Raw genomic sequence first — 17,970 nt, 5'->3', positions numbered from 1 at the left:
AGCAGTGAGTTTGATAAAAAAAATCATTATAGGTGTACTGATTTATTTAGTATTTTTAGTGGTGTTATTTCCCGCTAAGATTGCGATAGCATTAGCCCCTTTACCGAGTAACACCAGTGTTTCAGGGGTGAATGGCAGTATTTGGTCTGGCAGCATAGAAACCTTAAGTATGCCGCAGCGCCAGTTAGAGCAAATTCGTTGGGAACTGAGTCCTTGGGCATTATTTTTAGGTAAAGTGAAAATTGATTTCCAAGTTGGTAGCCGCGCAACCCCTGTTAGTGCAAAGGGATTAGTGTCTTGGTCTTTGGGTGGCTTGAGTGCGCAGGGATTACGTTTTGAAGCGCCAGATAGCTTTTTGCTGGGTAATGCAAAACTACCCTTTAGAACTGAAATATCTGGTGAAGTCAGTCTATTAGTTGAGACGTTAGAGCAAGGTAAACCTTGGTGCGAACAGCTATCTGGTAAACTATTCTTGAATCAAACCAATGTTAAAAACCAGTTTGGCAATTATCCGCTCGGTAATATTGAACTCGGTTTAAGTTGTATCGATGGCAAAGCGCAATTGGCGACCGATGAAGCTAAGAATCAACTCGGTATCGTTGGCACTTTACAGTTGGACGAAGGCAATATGGTGAGAGTGGACGCTAAGATTAAAGAAACCGCTGAGCAACCAGAAGATATGCGTAAGTCGCTGGATATTTTAGGTAAACGCGGTAGTGATGGCTATTTTCCTGTGGTTTATCAGGGGCGAATTCCTGGGCTATAAGGCTATTTTCGCTCGATGATAGAGCTGATGTTTGTGAAGAAAAAGGCACCTTAGGGTGCCTTTTTTAACGGCCTTTTTATTGGGTGAGATCATTCAGCAGCGAACGATAATCGGTAATCGCTGGGAAATCGTGAAAGACTTTTACTGGCTTTTTACTGTCAGGGTTAGCTATCCCCAATTGATGGCCAACGCCAGCAAGTTTAGCGGCCGTGAGTATGGGCTCGCTGTCGTCGATAAAGAGACAGCGACTTGGCTCAAGTTGAAACCTTTCAAACAAGCCTAGCCAAAATTGCGGGTGCTCTTTTGGGTAACCTGTCTCGTGGCTCGAGATCATGTTATCTAGTCCTAAAGCGAGTTCGGTATGTTCAAGCTTGAGGGCGAGGCTCTTTGGATGGGCATTAGTCACCAGAATGCGCTGTTTACCCGCAGAGGCTAAGGCTGCTAAAAACGGCATGCTGTCTTGGCGCAGTTGAATGCGATCCACCAAAGTGCGGTGTAAGCCCATAATGTCGAGTTGTAGCTGCGCCTGCCAATAATCGAGACAGTACCAATCGAGCGTACCGACAACTTTCTCATAGGCATTTACGACTAACTGCTGCGCTTCGTCCGTGCTCAGACCCCGTTGCTTGCTTAATTCCTGTGGCACTAAACTCAGCCAAAAATGATTATCGAAGTGCAAGTCGAGCAGGGTGCCATCCATGTCGAGCAGAACCGTATCGATAGTCTTCCAGTTAAACATTGGATATTTCCTATTCTTTATATGTTTGAGCGACACCTGCAGTTGGTGCATGAACCGTGTAGTCGGCATGATTGAAATTTGAGCGCCTTGTGTGCGTACATCTTTGTGCTAGGCTTGGTTGACTTAATGTTTTGTCTAAAAATAAAGCGCTTAGATATGGATATCTGTTCTTTTGCCCTATTAGCTCAAGTTCCAAACTCCCTTAGTTTACAGCAAGAGCTGAATGCTTTGCTGTTGCAAGACTGGCTACCCCACGTAAATCAACGTGATTATCGTCAAGGGGATCTGGGCGGTTGGGATGTGTTGCCTTTGCGCTGCGCCGCTGAGTATCAAACAGCACATCCTATCTTGCAAGCCTTCTCAATCTCTACACCGGATCACTGGCATGATCTGCCTAGTCTCGAATCGAGCCCAGCGTTATACCGTTTTCTGCAATCCCTAGCCTGCCCAGTGAAATCCGTGCGTTTGATGCGCTTACACGCGGGTGCAGAAATCAAACCCCATAGAGATCAAGGACTCTGCCTAGAGCAAGGTGAGGCAAGATTACATTTGTCACTGCAAACGAATGAACAGCTCAATTTTTACGTGGACGATAAACGTGTACCTATGCAGGCTGGCGATCTTTGGTATATCAATGCCGACCAAATCCACTCGGTTGAAAATAAAGGGCAGGATGCGCGGATCAACTTAGTGATTGATTGCGAAGTGAATACTTGGTTAATGGAGTTGATAGATGCTGCAAAATTTAGAGCTTAAATTAGGGCAAAGTGTGGATGTCGCAGCGTTAACTCAGTTTGCTAACGCGCTATTGCTGTCAACCTCCGCAGGGGAGGCGAAACGGCTTATCGATCCCATGTTGGCACAATTATGCCAAATAACCGCGGTGGAATTGCATCCTGAGTATTTTTTGGATACCGAGGCGAGTATCACGCCTTTTGGTAAGGCAGTATCGCTCACTACTGCGGCGCAGTGTGCTGAAGATCCTGAACGTGGCCGAGTATTCATTCAGGGAATTTATCAGGCCATACAGGATAAGTTGGCGCTAAATCCGCAACGGCCAATACAGATTTTGTATGCGGGTACAGGACCTTTTGCCTGGTTATTATTGCCATTACTGCCGCTGTTTTCTGCAAGTCAGATTCAAGTCACCTTGCTCGACATTCACCCTGCCTCGTTAGATAAAGTCACTAAGCTTATTGAACACTTTGATTTAGCAGATCGCGTGGCAACGTATGTCTGCGCCGACGCCACAGTTTGGCAACCAGAAGCAGCAGTAAAGTTCGATATAATAGTCTCTGAAACCATGAAGCATCTGTTGCAACAGGAGCCTCAATTGCAGATCTTTAGCCACTTACAGTCGTATCTTGCGGATGATGGCGTGCTTATTCCGCAAAACATTGAGCTAGACGCTTGGCTTGAGTGCACGACTGCACCGGATTTAGCTGAGACACATTATTTAGGTCCATTATTTGCACTCAATCGGCAAACTGCGCACTTACATTCCAGTGGCGACCGCAGTTTCTTAGCTGGTTCATTACTATTGCCCGATTTTAGCCTGAGTGCAGTAACTCTTAAGTTCACCACAGCGATTCACGTTTATGCTGAGTCTACCTTGGGCGAAAATCAATCCCAACTCACGTTGCCTCGATATCGACGTGAGCACTGGCTTAAGCCTCTTTCAAGTCTCACTTTTCGTTATGATCAGGGGACTAATCCCGATTTTGTGCTCGATTTTATCGAGCAAAACCCCGTGTTAGTGGTGAGTGACGATTTGAGCTGTTTAGGTATTTATCACTTGCAGCGGCTCTGGCAAAAAATCCAGTTACGAAAACGGGGAGAGTCTTTCACTGAATTGGCGAATGAATGGAGCTTAGATAAAGCCTTATTAGACCTCTGTGGTATTGGTTTAGAGCCGGGCTTGCGGGCGTTATATCAAAATGATCAACAGTCTGTCTTTATCGATTTTATTCAGCAAACGACCAAGATGACGGTGGCGGACATTGCCAGCATTAATCAGCAATTACGCACTATTGCCTATGGATTAACTCTTTCAGGGTCAGCGGTCTATGGCTCAAATTCGGCAGCGGCTGAAGACGCTGGCCCAGCGTTTGTGTTAAGCGAATCACAACTGGATTTTTGGCATAATGAAGGCTACTTAGTGGTCCCGCAAGTGCTCTCGGTTAAGCAATGCGCTGCGACGCGAGATTTTATTTGGCAGCAGTTAGATGCGACTGAACAAGATCCCAGTACTTGGTATCAATCTCATGAATTTATGCAAAAAATTATGCTGCAATTATTTCGCCATCCGCAGCTTGATGCCAATCGACAAGTCCCCCAAATTCGCCAAGTGTTTGAACAACTGTGGCAGCGAACGGATCTGGTGATGACAACCGATAGGGTCAGTTTTAACCCGCCCGAAACGCCCACTTGGCATTTCCCTGGGCCTGATATGCACTGGGATATGCCACTACAGTTGCCTGTCGAATTTTCGACTCAAGGGTTAATTTATTTAACCGACACTAGTGCTGAGCAAGGTGCATTTTCGTGCGTCCCTGGATTTCATCTTAAGATAGAAGATTGGCTGCGTGAGCAAAACAAAACCGATGTCGAGCTGCAGCAACAGGATTGGCAAAAGTGGCCGGTTAAAGCAATAGCGGCTAACGCGGGCGATCTCATTATTTGGCACCATGCTTTACCTCATGGCGCTAGCCCTAATCGCGGAACACTGCCGCGAATGGTGCAGTACATTAACATGTATCCTTTATGATGGAAGCAACTCTATATTGGCAATTAGTACATAGCCATACCGTTTTGGCTCATCTCAGAAATACGCTAACGCTTGAGGATTTTTGTCAGCAGTTACGCATTTTTTGGCAGCAGCCTGATATAAGTAATGAACGACTATTAAAGATTTTACACTTAGGTAACAGTCAATATATTTGGCCTGATTTGACTATATTTTGTGCATTTTGGTCACCAGCGGAGTATGACAGCAAACAAAGAGTACTGACTTGGATTCCAGGGAAGGATAAGCCGTTGCTCCCCTTTTATTCTGAGCATATTTGTATGCTGCGCGGACAATTACTTGCAGCACTGATCCAGCCCAAGACTTTACTCTCTGACATTGTCAGTTTTTCAAAGCAACTTCCTAAAGTGCAACCTTCAGGCTTTATTTTTCACTTGTCACGCTGTGGCTCTACATTAGTGTCTAGAAGCTATGCAAGGCTTGAACGTTGTCGCGTGTTATCAGAATCTCCATTATTGACCCAGCTGTTATTGGATCCAACTTTGGATGTGGAACAGAAGTCAGTGGCATTAAAATTATGTATCAATTTACAAGGCCGGCTTTATGGGGAAGAGCAGCATTTGATTATTAAATGGAATGCTTGGGATTTACAGTTTTGGCCGCAAATAAGGATGCTCTACCCTGAGGTACCAGTGCTTTTATTAATACGAAATCCCGTAGAAATAATGGCTTCACAGCAAAAACTGACGGGTTTTCATATGGTTCGTCACCTGATGTCAGGGTGGTTTCCAGAGTTACAGATGCTGAGTGCCAACACGTCTATATTCAGTTACCAATGTGCTGTTTTACGATTATTACTGCAGCACAGTGTTAATGTCAGTGGCCAGAGCGGGGTGATGATCTTGGATTATAAAAACCTTCTCCCTGCTATCAGTGTCGATGTGGCAGCTTGGTTTTCGCTGAATTTATCCCTTGAGGAAATACAGATATTGACTCAATCCCAAAAGCTCCATTCTAAGGGCTTAAACCAGATTTTTGTGCCTGATACACAAGAGAAGCAACATTTTTTTTCTGCACAACAAAAACAGCAAATTTTAAATAGTTGTGAGCAACTTTACAGTTTATTTAAATAGGTCTTTATATTTACTTAGTTGAATACTTGTAACTATAATGCAACCACCTTGTTTCACATGTTAATTTGTGGATTTTCGTACGAGGCTTTATGCAGCTTTATACATATGGGCACCTAACTGCACTGCTCGGTGAGCGTATTACAATGACTGATGCACAGGGAGTGCAAGCTCAGTTAGTTATCGAACATGTTGAAAAAAATGAACAATACGGCCCAGATTGGGAAGCTTTTGCTGTTTATCTGCTTGGGCAGGATAACTTACGTATTCCTCAAGGATGTTATGTATTTGAGCACCCAGCACTGGGCGCTGAAACATTGTTTATCAGCCCCAAAAACCAGCTGCAATATGAAGTTGTCATTAACAAGCGCATAGCGGGCTAAGACTAGGTTGCCGCTCCATAAGGAGATAAACCTCATTTGTCGTACTTTTGTATGTAAAACCAAGTTTCTCATACCATAGTCGAGCCGGATTGTGTTGTTCAACATGAATGGTAATAGGTTTTTGTAGTTGTTGTGATTGGATGAAAAGTAACTGAAATAAATAAGTACCTATTTTCTGTTGTTGATATTCAGGTAACAGGCTGATATCGACAACACGAATTTCGCTCGTCCAATGATCAACAAATAAACGACCTACGGCGATTTTATCTATCAGAATAATATCAAACCGTTCAGTGCTGTAGTACGTGCTGTAATGATGGAACTGCGCCGCAAACTGTTGTGCTAAAAAAGCAGTTTTTTGTTCTGAGGAAAAAGGAGCTTGTTCTAGCTCATGGCTTCTGCTTGAGGTGTAAAGTTGTAATAGGAAAGGTAAATCGTTCTGTTGATAAGGTCGAAGTTGCACCCTAGTTTGCAAGTCAGTCATGGATTGATCCTAGTTGATGATGCGGGCTGTGTAATGTGGAAGTGAATCCTAACCCGCGTCGTAAAAAGATACAAAGGAGAGTGTAATGGAACCATTTGTCAGTGAAATTAGAATGTTTAGCTTTGATTGGGCACCTCGGGGTTGGGCTTTATGTAATGGTGCCTTACTACCCATTCAACAAAATCAGGCACTGTTTGCATTGTTGGGAGTGAATTTTGGTGGCAATGGTACCTCAACATTTGGTTTACCGGATTTGCGTGGCCGCGTTCCTGTGCATATCGGCGTTTCCAGTCGAAACTCTCCATCCTATTCAACGGCTAATCTGGGCACCGCTGGCGGCTCTGAAACCGTGGCGTTGACGCTAAATCAAATGCCGACCCATACGCATACCATTGCTGCATCGACCACGCAAGCAACACTCAAACCTCTTATCGGTAACGTTCTTGCTGCGGCAATGAATAAACAAAATAGCCAACCTACACCAATTTATGCTGCCTATGATGCGGCTAATCAGGTCGCGATGGCGCCGGATATTATCGGGTTGGCAGGCACTGGTGCTCCACACCAAAATTGTCAGCCTTCGTTGACGATGAATTTCTGCATTGCCACTCAGGGCATATTCCCATCACGCAACTAATGGCTATCAGAGTTAGGAGATTACAATGAGTGAAGCATTTGTTGGTGAGATCAGAATATTTGGAGGTAGTTATGCTCCGGTTAATTGGCGTATCTGTGATGGCAGTTTTTTATCGATTAGCAATGAACAGGTGTTGTTTGCTCTGATAGGCACCACGTATGGAGGCGATGGGGTAAATACCTTTGCATTGCCTGATTTACGTAGTCGCGTACCTGTTGGACAAGGGCAGGGGCCAGGATTAACGGCGCACACGATAGGGCAAAGCTTTGGGACGGAGAGTGTCACCTTAACTGCGGCGCAATTACCTGAACATAACCATATATTTACTGCCACAAAAGCCAATGCAACAACAGAATTGCCGACGAATGCTTTGTTCGCAGCTCAGTCTGATGGCGACCAAATTTATGTTGAGGCTAATGGCACTAATCAGCCAGCGATGTTGGCACCAACCTCTGTTACTTCCACAGGAAGCAATGTGGCGCATAACAACATCATGCCTTCCCTTGGCGTGAATTATATTATTTGCCTTAATGGCATTTTCCCATCCAGAAATTAAGGAGTGTATTGTGGCCGATCCTTTTGTTGGTGAAATCAGAATAATGGCAAATAACTTCGCACCTCGTGGTTGGGCGTATTGCAACGGGCAGAGTCTTCCCATTTCACAAAACTCAGTGTTGTTTTCAATTGTTGGTACGGTATTCGGTGGGAACGGTACTACCACTTTCAATTTGCCGAACTTTCAAGGTGCAGCCCCCATCGGTGCGGGGCACGGCAACGGTTTGTCGCCTGTGGCTGTGGGTGGTTTCAATGGTGTGGCAGATGTCACCTTAACCAGTGCAACTATGCCTGCCCACTCTCACTCGATGAGTGGTAGAACTTTGGTTGGCGCTCAATCAGTTCCGGGTTCGGCGCTGTACTCAGCAATTGATGCAGGTACTGCAGGAACCGAAAATATTTTTTATATGGTTCCCGGTGCGACATCGCCGAATGTCGCTATGTATTCAGATGCATTGATGAGTTCTGGTCAGGGGCAATCACACCCAAACACTCAACCTTATTTAACACTGGGGTTTTGTATTTGCTTAAACGGTGAGTACCCAACAAGGAACTAGATTGCAGTGGATGATGCTGGTGTTTCTTTATTGTGCATTCATGCGAATAGATCTTTGTATGACGACATTTTTAGATAAAAACGTCGAGTTTAGAAATTTCTGTTCTACCAATGAGACGCAGATACTAAACCCGATAAATACGCTGTCGTGTGGTTAACAAAATGTTCATTATTCATCCAGTAGTGCTAGTAGCCTTATTGTTTTTGTTGAGCGCGCCAGCATCTTTATATGCTCAAGGCTATTCAGTAGCGTTTAAGAACTTTGCTGAAGAAGTCGTGTTTGAACAGGCGCTGAATGGTTTTTATCAATTACAGGGAGCGACACTGAAAGTTCAATTGGCGCCAAGGTTAATTGTTAAAGTTGCTCGCCAAACCACCAATGCAGAATTGATGACTTGGGCGCCAGATGCGACTCAAATTACCGATTTGTTTTTGATGCAGCAATACCGTTATGTCTTGCTGCATTTTACCGAGAATGCGCAAGCGCTTCAGGCATTGGATAAGTTGCAGCAACAGCCGCTCATTACATTGGTGCAACCTGACTTACAGCAACAACGTATGAAAGCAGCAAGCCTCCTTGGCGATGTTACAGAACAAGATCTGTCTTTACCTTTTTATTTGCGTTTAGCTCAAAACAAAGGGCTATGGCCTGGACGAGGTGGTGCAGGGGTTACCGTGGCCGTGATTGATGATGGTTTTGCCTTACAGCATCCAGAGTTCAGCCAATTGCATACTCGCTTTTATTATGACTTTTCCAGTAAGAAAATAGTTAACGCGGGTGTTTCTATTGATGGCGTTGTAGGGCAACACGGCACCATGATTGCGGGTATTCTTTTTGGCGCTCATAACAGGAAATTGCCCGAAGGATTAGTGCCAAATGCTGATTTTGTCGGTATTAGTCAGGCGGATACTTGGACCAGCCACACGCTGCAAAGTTTTTATCTCGCTTACTTAGCCAAAGCAGATGTGATCAACTGTAGCTGGCATACGCAGTGGTTACTCGAACCCGTACAAGATGTTGTAGATGAACTGAGTCGTTATGGCCGTGGTGGTAAAGGAGCCGCAGTCATATTTGCTGCAGGTAATGAAGGCCAACATATAGAAGCACGTATGCATGAGGCAAGTATCAGTAGCGCAATTGTGGTTGGTGCCAATAACACGGAGGGAATGCCATTGAAATTCAGTAATTTTGGTGGTTTTGTTGATTTTTGGGCTTTTGGGGGGCCAGTAATTAGCGCTGCTCATAATCAGGACTATAGTTATTTTTCTGGCACCTCGTTAGCTGCAGCAATAACGACGGGGTATGTCGCTTTACTACTTGAGCGCGATCCTTCTTTAAGCTCAGCACAGTTACAAAGCCAACTTAAACAATTAACAGTGGAATAAGTATGGAAGCTATCGTTTCAACAGATGATGCCATGGATGGGGAGCTGGATTTCACCAGCCATACTAGTAGTAACTTCCCTGCAGTATTAGCTGGGCTAAAGTTATCGTTAGCGGTAACGAGTTATCAGGCACATAAGCTGTTTTTTGTGCGTTCAGACGGCAAAAAAATCGATATAAACTTCAAAGATTTTCCACGCCCTATGGGGCTAGCTGTTACGCCGCAACAAATTACGTTAGGTACATTGCATCAAGTCTGGCGTTTTAGGCGAAGCGATGCTGCACTGGATTTAGTATCAGAAACCTTAGCGGAAAAAACGGCGGCTGATGCTTGTTATGTTGCCAGCGCTTGCCATACCACTGGGTTGGTCAATATTCATGATATTGCCTACGGCAATAAAGGCCTCTGGATTGTTAACAGTAACTTTTCGTGCCTTGCGACTCTAGAACCTGACTATAGTTTTGTGCCGCGCTGGAAGCCTTCTTTTATTTCCGACTTACTGCCCGAGGATCGCTGCCATCTGAATGGTATGGCGATGCTTGATGGTGAACCTGCCTATGTCACGACGTTCAATCAGAGTGATGTAGCAAAGTCTTGGCGTGATGGTGTGAAGGATCTGGGCACGTTAATTGACGTCAAAACGGGCGAGCTAAAGTTATCTAATTTAGTCATGCCTCATTCGCCGCGCTGCTATAACGGCTACGTGTATTTTTGCGAGTCAGGCCATGGGCTTGTGCGTCGCTATGATCCTCGTACTGGCGATGTGGTTGATGTGATTAAGTTGCAGGGATTTACCCGTGGCATGGACTTTTTTGGGCCGCTAATGTTCGTCGGCTTGTCAAAAACCCGCAATAGCTCGGTTGCAGAGCCAGCGCCTATCGCGCAGGAGTCTGCTGAAAGTGAAAGCGGTATTTGGTGCGTTAACCTGACCGATCACACTGTGGTTGGTTTTGTGCGTTTTGAAGGCAATATTGATCAAATTTACGATGTGGCGGTGTTACCCGGTGTCATGTACCCGGAATTATTTCTACCTGATGATGAGCAATCGATGACAGTGTTTAATTTCCCCCCATTAACTGATAGTGCGCTGGCTAAAGCAGGAGTCACAAAGTGATTAAAGCAACATGGCTTAAACATAGCCTACCAATGTTATTCTTAGCTTCGCCACTGCAGGCAGCACCTGCTTTGTCGCACTCGTCCAGTCGCTTAGTGAGTCGCTCAGCAAAAGTGGTGGTTGAACAGCAAAAAACGGTGGAGGAATTGGAAGGGGCTGGAGCATTTGCGTCGTTTGGTGCTGCGGCTGATGTGGCCGCACCATCCACTACTCTTCAAAGTGATGAAAATGTGCTGGCTTTTCTAGCGCAAAACGATTTGCTCCAAGCTAATGAAACGGTAGCGACCACGAACAGTGGCAATCTGGAAACGGATTTTTCCAAAAAATTCAGTGCAGTTTATTTGTATTGTAATCCGGCAAATGCCTCGTATTCCGATTGTGCCAGGGTAGAAACTATCACCCGTCAAGCACCGAGCGCAGCAACAACCAATGCCGACTCAGTAACTTGGCGATTCACCTTTAACGAGAACATGATTAATGTTGATACATCAGATTTTCTTGTCACTGGATCGACTGCGACAGCGACTTCTGTCACAGGCGGAGGAACTACTTGGGATGTCACCATTTCTAGCGGTAATCTGGCAAGTTTGAATGGCACGGTTAGTATTGGACTGCAACAGAGTCACAATATTACCGGTCAAGCAAGCGGTATAAGGACGGAGGTTGACGGTTCAGGATGGCCTCGTGTGAGAGACGAGTGCGTCGCTGATGATCCATGCAACAGCAGAGCAAGTGACAAAAGTTTTTTTACCTTGGACAACGTTCCTCCGGTCGTCAGTTCAATTACCCTCAGTGGCTCACCGACATCGGCAGCGACCAGTATCGTTTATGTTGTTGCCTTTAGTGAATCAGCTGCCAATGTGTCAACGGACGATTTCGTCCTCACCGCCACTGGTAGCGCAGCGGGAACCATTGCCAGTGTTTCTGCTGCCTCTGGCAGCAGTATCAATGTCACGGTCAATAGTCTCACGGGCAATGGTACGTTACGCCTTGATGTAAAACCTTCTTCCAATATTACAGATGCGCTCGATAATGGTAATAATACCAATGGCTATGTCGGTGCCTATACCAGCGGTAGCGTCCATACGGTAGCGCTTAATAACGCGCCAACGGATATTGCCCTCGCCAATGCCAGTGTGAACCAAAGTGGCGGCACTAATGCGGTGGTGGGAACATTAAGCACAACCGATCCTGATGTTGGTAATACGCATACTTACACTTTGGAATCAGGTGTCGGCGATACCGATAACTTAAGCTTTAATATCAGCGGCTCATCTTTGCGCGCCAAGAATGCGGCTGCCTTGGCCGCAGGTGCATACAGCGTGCGTGTGCGCACTACGGATAATGCTAGTGGCACTTATGAAGAAGCGTTTGCGATTACGGTAGTCGATAATGTCGCCCCATCTGTTACCAGTACTGCGCCTGTAGGCGGAGCCTTAGCTACCGATACCAGCGTGGGTTTCACCGTGACGTTTAATGAATCCGCGAACAATATCTCCACAGACGATTTTGCGCTGGGAACAACAGGCAGCGCGACAGGTACCATTGCGAGTGTGTCCGCATCGTCCGGCACCAGCATGACAGTGACCGTGAATGGGATTACCGGAAACGGGACGATCAAGGTCAATTTGAATGGTTCAACCAACATTACCGATGCGCTGGGAAATGGTAATAACACCAATGGTTATGCTGCCGCATTTACGTCGGGTTCGACCCACGCTGTGGCTATCCCGGTTGCGCCTGATGCCCCAACCATTGGCGCAGCCACTGCTGGCGATGGTCAGGTATCGGTCGCCTTTAGTGCCCCAGGGAGTAATGGTGGTTCAGCGATCACCGGATATACCGTGACCTCTAATCCAGGTGGTTTCACCAATACTGGCGCGGCTTCACCGATAGTTATTACGGGTTTAACTAACGGCACTGCCTACACCTTCACCGTCACTGCAACTAATGCCATCGGCACCAGTGTGACGTCCGCGGCATCTGGCTCGGCAACGCCCAAAGGCGTTCAAACAACTACCTTCCCGCAGCCTATAGCGCAAACCTTTGGTACATCACCTGACTTGGGCGCAACGGCAAGTGCATCATCATCTTTGGCGGTGGCTTTCACCTCAGATACAACAGGTGTTTGTACTATTACTAGTGTTGGTGTTCTGACGTTTGTGAGTGAGGGTACGTGTACGATTGACGCTGATCAGGCGGGGAATGGTAGTTATCTGGCTGCTACAACAGTAACTCGTTCATTTACTGTCAATGCGACAGCCCCCGGTGCACCTACCATAGGAACAGCAACGGCCGGTGATACCAAAGCAACCGTTACATTTACCGCACCAGCCAGTAATGGCGGCGCCAATGTGATTGGCTATACCGTGACTGCTAGCCCCGGCGGTGCGACAGGGACTGGTGCCGATTCACCGATTACCGTGACTGGCTTGACCAATGGTGTGAGTTATACCTTTATCGTTACCGCGACCAACTCGGCCACCTTTACAGGAGGGGGTTCTGCGGCTTCCAATTCAGTAACACCGGCATCACCCCAATTGATTACCTTCACCAACCCGGGTGCGCAAGACTTTGGTAGTGCTCCAACTATCTCGGCTACCTCAGATTCAGGTTTGCCGGTGATGTTCACGTCGGCGACCACTGGTGTTTGTACTATTGCTGGTGGATCGTTGACGTTCGTGGCGGTGGGTAGCTGTACGATTAATGCTAATCAAGTGGGTAATGGCAGTTATTTGGCTGCAACAGAAGTTGCCCGGACGTTCACTGTAAATGCCGTTACGCCCGGAATTCCAACGGCAGCGGTTGCAACGGCAGGTGATACCCAAGCTTCGCTTGCTTTTAGTGCGCCAGTTTTTACTGGCGGCGCAGTTATTACGGGTTATACCGTTACCGCAAGTCCGGGAGGGATAACTGGGACGGGTGCGGCCTCACCTATTGCGGTGACAGGGTTGACTAATGGTGTGTCTTATACCTTTACCGTGACTGCAACTAATGCTGCCGGTACTGGCGGTGCGTCTGCGGCTTCAGGAGCGATAACTCCTGCTGCAGCGCAAGTCATTACCTTCAGCAACCCGGGCGCGCAAAACTTTGGCACTAGCCCGACGCTTACGGCAACATCTGATTCCGGTTTAACACCGACCTTTACCTCAATGACGACAGGAGTGTGTAGCATCACAGGTGTTGGTCAATTAACATTTGTGTCTGTAGGCACCTGTACAATTAATGCGGATCAGGTCGGTAATGGGAGTTATTTGGCCGCGGCGCAGGTGAGTCGATCCTTTAGTGTTAATGCAATTGTGGCAGGCGCACCAACAGCGCCGACGGCAACGGCTGGTGATGCAACAGCATCAATCAGTTTCACCGCTCCAGCATTGACTGGCGGTGCTGCGATAACTGGTTATACCGTGACCTCAAGCGTTGGCGGATTAACAGGTTCTGGGACAACATCTCCAATCACCGTGGCTGGTTTAGCGAATGGCACGGCTTATACCTTCACTGTTACTGCCACAAATACGGCCGGTACAGGAGCTGCATCGGTTGCGACTAATTCCGTTACACCCAATGGCGCCCCTACTATTACAGGCGTGCCTGCATTAACGGTTAATCAAGATGCAGCATATCTGTTTACGCCAACTGCTGTCGATAGTACAGGGGATACGCTCACCTTTAGTATTACCAATAAGCCAACGTGGGCGACATTTAATACAGGAACAGGCGTACTTTCAGGAACCCCTTCAAAGCAAGATGTAGGTACGACCACAAGTATTATGATTAGCGTGACGGACGGAACGTTATCAGCCAGTTTACCCGCATTTAATCTAATTGTGACGAGCGTCAACGATGCACCGACGATTACGTCTACCGCCATCACCAGCATTGCGCAAGATGCTGTATATAGCTATACCTTTGCAGCGAGTGATACCGATGTGGGTGATACCGTAACCTTAAGCGCGGTGACTAAACCGAGTTGGTTAAGCTTCAATGCGGCAACAGGCGTATTAAGTGGTACACCGACGAACGCAGACGTTGGTTCCCATGCAGTCACGTTAAGGGCAACAGATACAGATGGCCTAACTGTCGACCAATCGTTCAGCATTACCGTGACGAACGTCAACGATGCGCCTGTAGCGACAAGTGCAACAGTGACCTTAGAAGAAGATAGTTCTGTGATGATCAGTCTTGCAGCAGAGGATGCGGATAACGATCCTCTTACCTATGAAGTGGTGAGTCTGCCAGAATCCGGCACCTTAGAGCAACATGGTACTGTTTGGTTGTATACCCCTGAGAAGGATTTTAATGGAACAGACGTGTTTAGCTTTATTGCTAAAGATGCCGAGCTGAGTTCAGAGCCTGCAACTGTCACTATTAACGTCACGCCAGTGAATGATAATCCGCAGGCGGTTGATGACGACTACACCTTAACAAGTACCGCCAACGATATTTATGCGCTTGCGGTGCTTGCGAATGATGTTGATGTCGATGGGGATACTTTAACGATTGATGGTGCGGCTGCGGATATCGGTAGTGTGCAAATCACCAGTGATGGCTTGAGCTTTACTGCGCCTGAAGCGTATGTCGGGCCTGTGGCGCTTCGCTATACCATTAGCGATGGCAACAAGGGGCGTGCAAGTGCCAAAGTGAATGTACTGATTGAAGGCGCGGAGTCGGAAAATCAGCCAGTGATCACTTTGCCAGACGATGTCGATATGAACGCCACGGGGCTATTCACTCGCGCTAAGCTTGGCATTGCTAAAGCGGTTGACCGTAACGGTCATCCATTGCCGGTTTCTTTAGTGAATAAGAGTCTGTTCTTTGCGCCAGGCAGCTACTTAGCTTACTGGCAAGCTGTAGATCGCGATGGTAATAAGGCGATCAAGGCTCAAAAAGTGAAAGTACATCCACTGATTTCCTTGAGTAAAGATCAGCTTGTGGGTGAGGGCAATGAGGTAGTGGTGAGTGTGTACCTTAATGGCGTCGCACCCGTATATCCACTTTCTGTGCCTTATACCGTTTCAGGCTCTGCAGGTAGCAGTGATCATGATTTGGTTGATGGGGTGGTCGAGGTGACATCGGGTCAACAGGCTCAGATCCGTTTTAGCACCTTTGAAGATGGTGAGGTCGAAGCGGATGAGGATGTGCTGATAAGTCTAGACCCTAGCTTGAACTTGGGCAGTAAGCAGCAAACTCAGGTGTTGATTACCGAAGCGAATATTGCGCCTAAGGTGACGTTGGATGTTACTCAAGCGGGAGCATACCAATTTATCGTGGCGCAAAATGGCGGTGATGTTCGTATTAATGCTGGTATCAGTGACGCCAATATGCAGGACAGCTTAACGTCAACATGGGCAAGTGGAACGCTGAGCTTGCAATCCGATGATGTGGGTATGTTCTTCTCTCCGGTATCAGCCTTGCCGGGCATTTATCCTGTGAGTGTAACTGTCACTGATAATGGTTTACCAGCGCTGTCTACCACTGAGGAAGTCTATATTGTGGTGCGTTCAAGTTTACCTATATTAACAGGAGCAGACACAGACGGTGATTTGATTCCTGATGTTCAAGAAGGCTTTACCGATACAGATGGTGATGGTATTCCTGATTATTTGGATGCAATTAACGATTGTAACATTATGCCTGAAGGTGAATTACAGCCTGTGTACTTCTTGGCCGAGGGTCAGGCTGGCGTATGTTTGCGTTTAGGTAATATTGCTCTCAGACAAGGGCAAACAGGCATGCAACTATTACCGAGCTTAGTACCTGAAGATAATATTGCGGCTAATGTCGGTGGTATTTTTGACTTCATTGCAACGGGATTACCACAACAAGGGCAGAGTTACAGTTTAGTAATGCCACAGCGCTCACCGATCCCTGCAAATGCGGTCTACCGTAAGTATCAAGCACAAAATGGTTGGAAAGATTTTGTGATTGATGCGCGCAACAGTGTCGCCAGTAGCGAAGGTGAACGTGGTTTCTGTCCTCCACCGGGAGATAGTCGTTGGACTGTTGGATTGACTGAAGGTCATTGGTGTGTGCAGTTAACCCTAGAGGATGGCGGTCCTAACGATGACGATGGCGTCGCTAACCGTACTATCGTCGATCCAAGTGGCGTGTCTGTGATACTCAATGGCAACCATCTACCTGTCGCTAATCCAGATACCGCCTCTTTACCTTGGAATCAGAGTCTTGATGTTGATGTGCTCGCTAATGATACCGATAGTGATGGTGATACGCTGACCGTTACGCAAGTGACCAGTGAGTTCGGCACCGTGGTTATTTTGGCTAATCAGCAGCTCAGTTACACGCCAGCAACTGATTTCATCGGTACGGATGTGCTGGTGTATAGCATTACCGATGGTAAAGGTGGTACTGCGAGTAGTGAGTTGACTGTGGTAGTGAGTGGCAATACCGCGCCAACGACAGTAGACGATAGCGCTGCTACCGACGATAGAACGAGCTTGCTACTCGATGTGCTGAGTAACGACAGCGATCCAGACGGTAATATTTTAACTTTAGTCAGCGCTACCGCGCAGCAAGGGGTTGTGTCAGTTGAATCTAACAAGCTGCGTTATATCCCTAAAACGGGGTTTGATGGAGTCGATGCTGTCAGTTATCGAATTAGCGATGGTGTGGGCGGTGACGCAACAGGACAAGTGTTAATTACCGTTAAGGCCTACCAAGAAGTGGTGATTGATAACGAGTCAGGTGGAGGCAGTATGTCCTTGTGGGTATTAGGATTAATCATTACTGCGGGTTTAATCCGCCAGCGAGAGTTACAAAAAGTGGTCTTGGGTGCTGTACTGCTTGCAGGCACAATAAATCAAGCGAATGCGACTGTTGATAACTGGTACGTCGAGGGCTTTATCGGGCAAGCTCAGGTTGATAGCAGCAGGCGAGATTTACAAACCAAAGCTGCCGCTGGCGTAGTGACATCGATTGATGACAAAGATAGCGCTTTTGGGGTGAGTGTGGGTTACCAATGGACTCCTTTGGTTGCAATCGAATTAGGCTATGCCGACTTTGGTAATGGGAGTGCGCGGATTGAAGGCGCGAGTCTGACTCCGGCACAATACCACGAGCAGGTAAAAGCAGTGACCCCCGTATTGGCCGATGGCGTGATGCTGGGATTGCGTTTTACCTTACTGCAGCATGATGCTTGGCGCTTTGAAGTGCCTATCGGATTGTTTAGATGGCAAGCGGATATCAGTAGCACTATGGGCAATAGCCGTTTAACCACAGAACTCGATGGCACTGATTGGTATGTGGGGGTGCGGTTTAGCTATCAAGTGAGCGATGCTTGGTCAGTTGGCTTGGGGTATCAATATGTGGATATTGAGCCCAATGATTTTCTCAGTTACCAGCTCAATTTACGTTATCAATTCTAAACGTAAACCAAATTTAAAAGGGGCTTTGCCCCTTTTTGCTATTTATGAGTCGCAATATATTTAGGCATATTTTGCTCTAGCCCACTTACGCTGA

General features: G+C 46.9%; 13 protein-coding genes. 11 read left to right on the top strand and 2 right to left on the bottom strand.

Annotation, left to right across the window (positions count from 1 at the left end):
- Positions 1–4 precede the first annotated feature (4 nt).
- The gene (locus C9I43_RS15675; RefSeq protein WP_107884386.1) at positions 5–766 is read left to right on the top strand and encodes a type II secretion system protein N; all 762 of its coding nucleotides are present in this window, start codon (positions 5–7) and stop codon (positions 764–766) included.
- A 76-nt stretch (positions 767–842) separates the two neighbouring features.
- Here the strand turns inward: C9I43_RS15675 and yrfG are convergent, their stop codons facing one another.
- Positions 843–1,505 carry a GMP/IMP nucleotidase gene (yrfG, locus tag C9I43_RS15670; RefSeq protein WP_107884384.1) on the bottom strand — a complete coding sequence of 221 codons (663 nt, stop codon included), beginning with the start codon at positions 1,503–1,505 and terminating at the stop codon, positions 843–845.
- Between the two features lie 156 nt (positions 1,506–1,661).
- Between yrfG and C9I43_RS15665 the strand changes: the two genes are divergently transcribed.
- The 4 genes from C9I43_RS15665 (at position 1,662) to C9I43_RS15650 (ending at position 5,764) form a co-directional block, all read left to right on the top strand.
- The gene (locus C9I43_RS15665; protein WP_107884382.1) at positions 1,662–2,261 is read left to right on the top strand and encodes an aspartyl/asparaginyl beta-hydroxylase domain-containing protein; all 600 of its coding nucleotides are present in this window, start codon (positions 1,662–1,664) and stop codon (positions 2,259–2,261) included.
- Entirely contained in the window at positions 2,239–4,272 is a 2,034-nt protein-coding gene (locus C9I43_RS15660; protein ID WP_107884380.1) for a phytanoyl-CoA dioxygenase family protein, read from the top strand. Before C9I43_RS15665 ends, C9I43_RS15660 begins: the two co-directional genes overlap by 23 nt.
- Positions 4,269–5,384 (top strand): sulfotransferase family protein, encoded by a 1,116-nt coding sequence (locus tag C9I43_RS15655; RefSeq protein WP_107884378.1) that lies wholly within the window; start codon positions 4,269–4,271, stop codon positions 5,382–5,384. The genes C9I43_RS15660 and C9I43_RS15655 overlap by 4 nt, the downstream gene beginning before the upstream one ends.
- Before the next feature lie 89 nt (positions 5,385–5,473).
- A complete protein-coding gene (locus C9I43_RS15650) occupies positions 5,474–5,764 on the top strand; it encodes a DUF6916 family protein (RefSeq protein WP_107884376.1) in 291 nt (96 codons plus the stop codon).
- On the opposite strand, the gene C9I43_RS15645 is transcribed toward C9I43_RS15650, so the two are convergent.
- Positions 5,742–6,248, bottom strand: coding sequence for a GNAT family N-acetyltransferase (locus C9I43_RS15645; protein WP_107884374.1), 507 nt, complete (start codon positions 6,246–6,248; stop codon positions 5,742–5,744). The genes C9I43_RS15650 and C9I43_RS15645 overlap by 23 nt on opposite strands.
- 85 nt (positions 6,249–6,333) lie before the next feature.
- Here C9I43_RS15645 and C9I43_RS15640 point away from each other — a divergent pair, with 85 nt between their 5' ends.
- The 6 genes from C9I43_RS15640 (at position 6,334) to C9I43_RS15615 (ending at position 17,876) form a co-directional block, all read left to right on the top strand.
- Positions 6,334–6,885 carry a phage tail protein gene (locus C9I43_RS15640; RefSeq protein ID WP_107884372.1) on the top strand — a complete coding sequence of 184 codons (552 nt, stop codon included), beginning with the start codon at positions 6,334–6,336 and terminating at the stop codon, positions 6,883–6,885.
- Positions 6,886–6,910: 25 nt separating this feature from the next.
- Positions 6,911–7,441 carry a phage tail protein gene (locus C9I43_RS15635; RefSeq protein ID WP_107884370.1) on the top strand — a complete coding sequence of 177 codons (531 nt, stop codon included), beginning with the start codon at positions 6,911–6,913 and terminating at the stop codon, positions 7,439–7,441.
- A gap of 10 nt (positions 7,442–7,451) precedes the next feature.
- Positions 7,452–7,997, top strand: a complete 546-nt coding sequence (locus C9I43_RS15630; RefSeq protein ID WP_107884368.1) for a phage tail protein — start codon at positions 7,452–7,454, stop codon at positions 7,995–7,997.
- Positions 7,998–8,158: 161 nt separating this feature from the next.
- Positions 8,159–9,382, top strand: coding sequence for a S8 family peptidase (locus C9I43_RS15625; RefSeq protein WP_107884366.1), 1,224 nt, complete (start codon positions 8,159–8,161; stop codon positions 9,380–9,382).
- Positions 9,383–9,384: 2 nt separating this feature from the next.
- Positions 9,385–10,494: a TIGR03032 family protein gene (locus C9I43_RS15620; protein WP_107884363.1), complete on the top strand. Its 1,110-nt coding sequence runs from the start codon at positions 9,385–9,387 to the stop codon at positions 10,492–10,494.
- Entirely contained in the window at positions 10,491–17,876 is a 7,386-nt protein-coding gene (locus C9I43_RS15615; RefSeq protein ID WP_373455355.1) for an Ig-like domain-containing protein, read from the top strand. The genes C9I43_RS15620 and C9I43_RS15615 overlap by 4 nt, the downstream gene beginning before the upstream one ends.
- Positions 17,877–17,970: the final 94 nt, after the last annotated feature.

The sequence above is a fragment of the Shewanella morhuae genome (genome assembly GCF_003028295.1).
Taxonomy (GTDB): Bacteria; Pseudomonadota; Gammaproteobacteria; order Enterobacterales; family Shewanellaceae; genus Shewanella; species Shewanella morhuae.
Note: the sequence above shows the minus strand (reverse complement) of the source record. Positions and strands in the feature narration are given on the sequence as shown.

Coding starts and splice junctions, on each gene's coding strand:
- yrfG (WP_107884384.1), bottom strand. CDS start 1,505: ATGTTTAACTGGAAGACTATCGATACGGTTCTGCTCGACATGGATGGC.
- C9I43_RS15665 (WP_107884382.1), top strand. CDS start 1,662: ATGGATATCTGTTCTTTTGCCCTATTAGCTCAAGTTCCAAACTCCCTT.
- C9I43_RS15660 (WP_107884380.1), top strand. CDS start 2,239: ATGCTGCAAAATTTAGAGCTTAAATTAGGGCAAAGTGTGGATGTCGCA.
- C9I43_RS15655 (WP_107884378.1), top strand. CDS start 4,269: ATGATGGAAGCAACTCTATATTGGCAATTAGTACATAGCCATACCGTT.
- C9I43_RS15650 (WP_107884376.1), top strand. CDS start 5,474: ATGCAGCTTTATACATATGGGCACCTAACTGCACTGCTCGGTGAGCGT.
- C9I43_RS15645 (WP_107884374.1), bottom strand. CDS start 6,248: ATGACTGACTTGCAAACTAGGGTGCAACTTCGACCTTATCAACAGAAC.
- C9I43_RS15640 (WP_107884372.1), top strand. CDS start 6,334: ATGGAACCATTTGTCAGTGAAATTAGAATGTTTAGCTTTGATTGGGCA.
- C9I43_RS15635 (WP_107884370.1), top strand. CDS start 6,911: ATGAGTGAAGCATTTGTTGGTGAGATCAGAATATTTGGAGGTAGTTAT.
- C9I43_RS15625 (WP_107884366.1), top strand. CDS start 8,159: ATGTTCATTATTCATCCAGTAGTGCTAGTAGCCTTATTGTTTTTGTTG.
- C9I43_RS15620 (WP_107884363.1), top strand. CDS start 9,385: ATGGAAGCTATCGTTTCAACAGATGATGCCATGGATGGGGAGCTGGAT.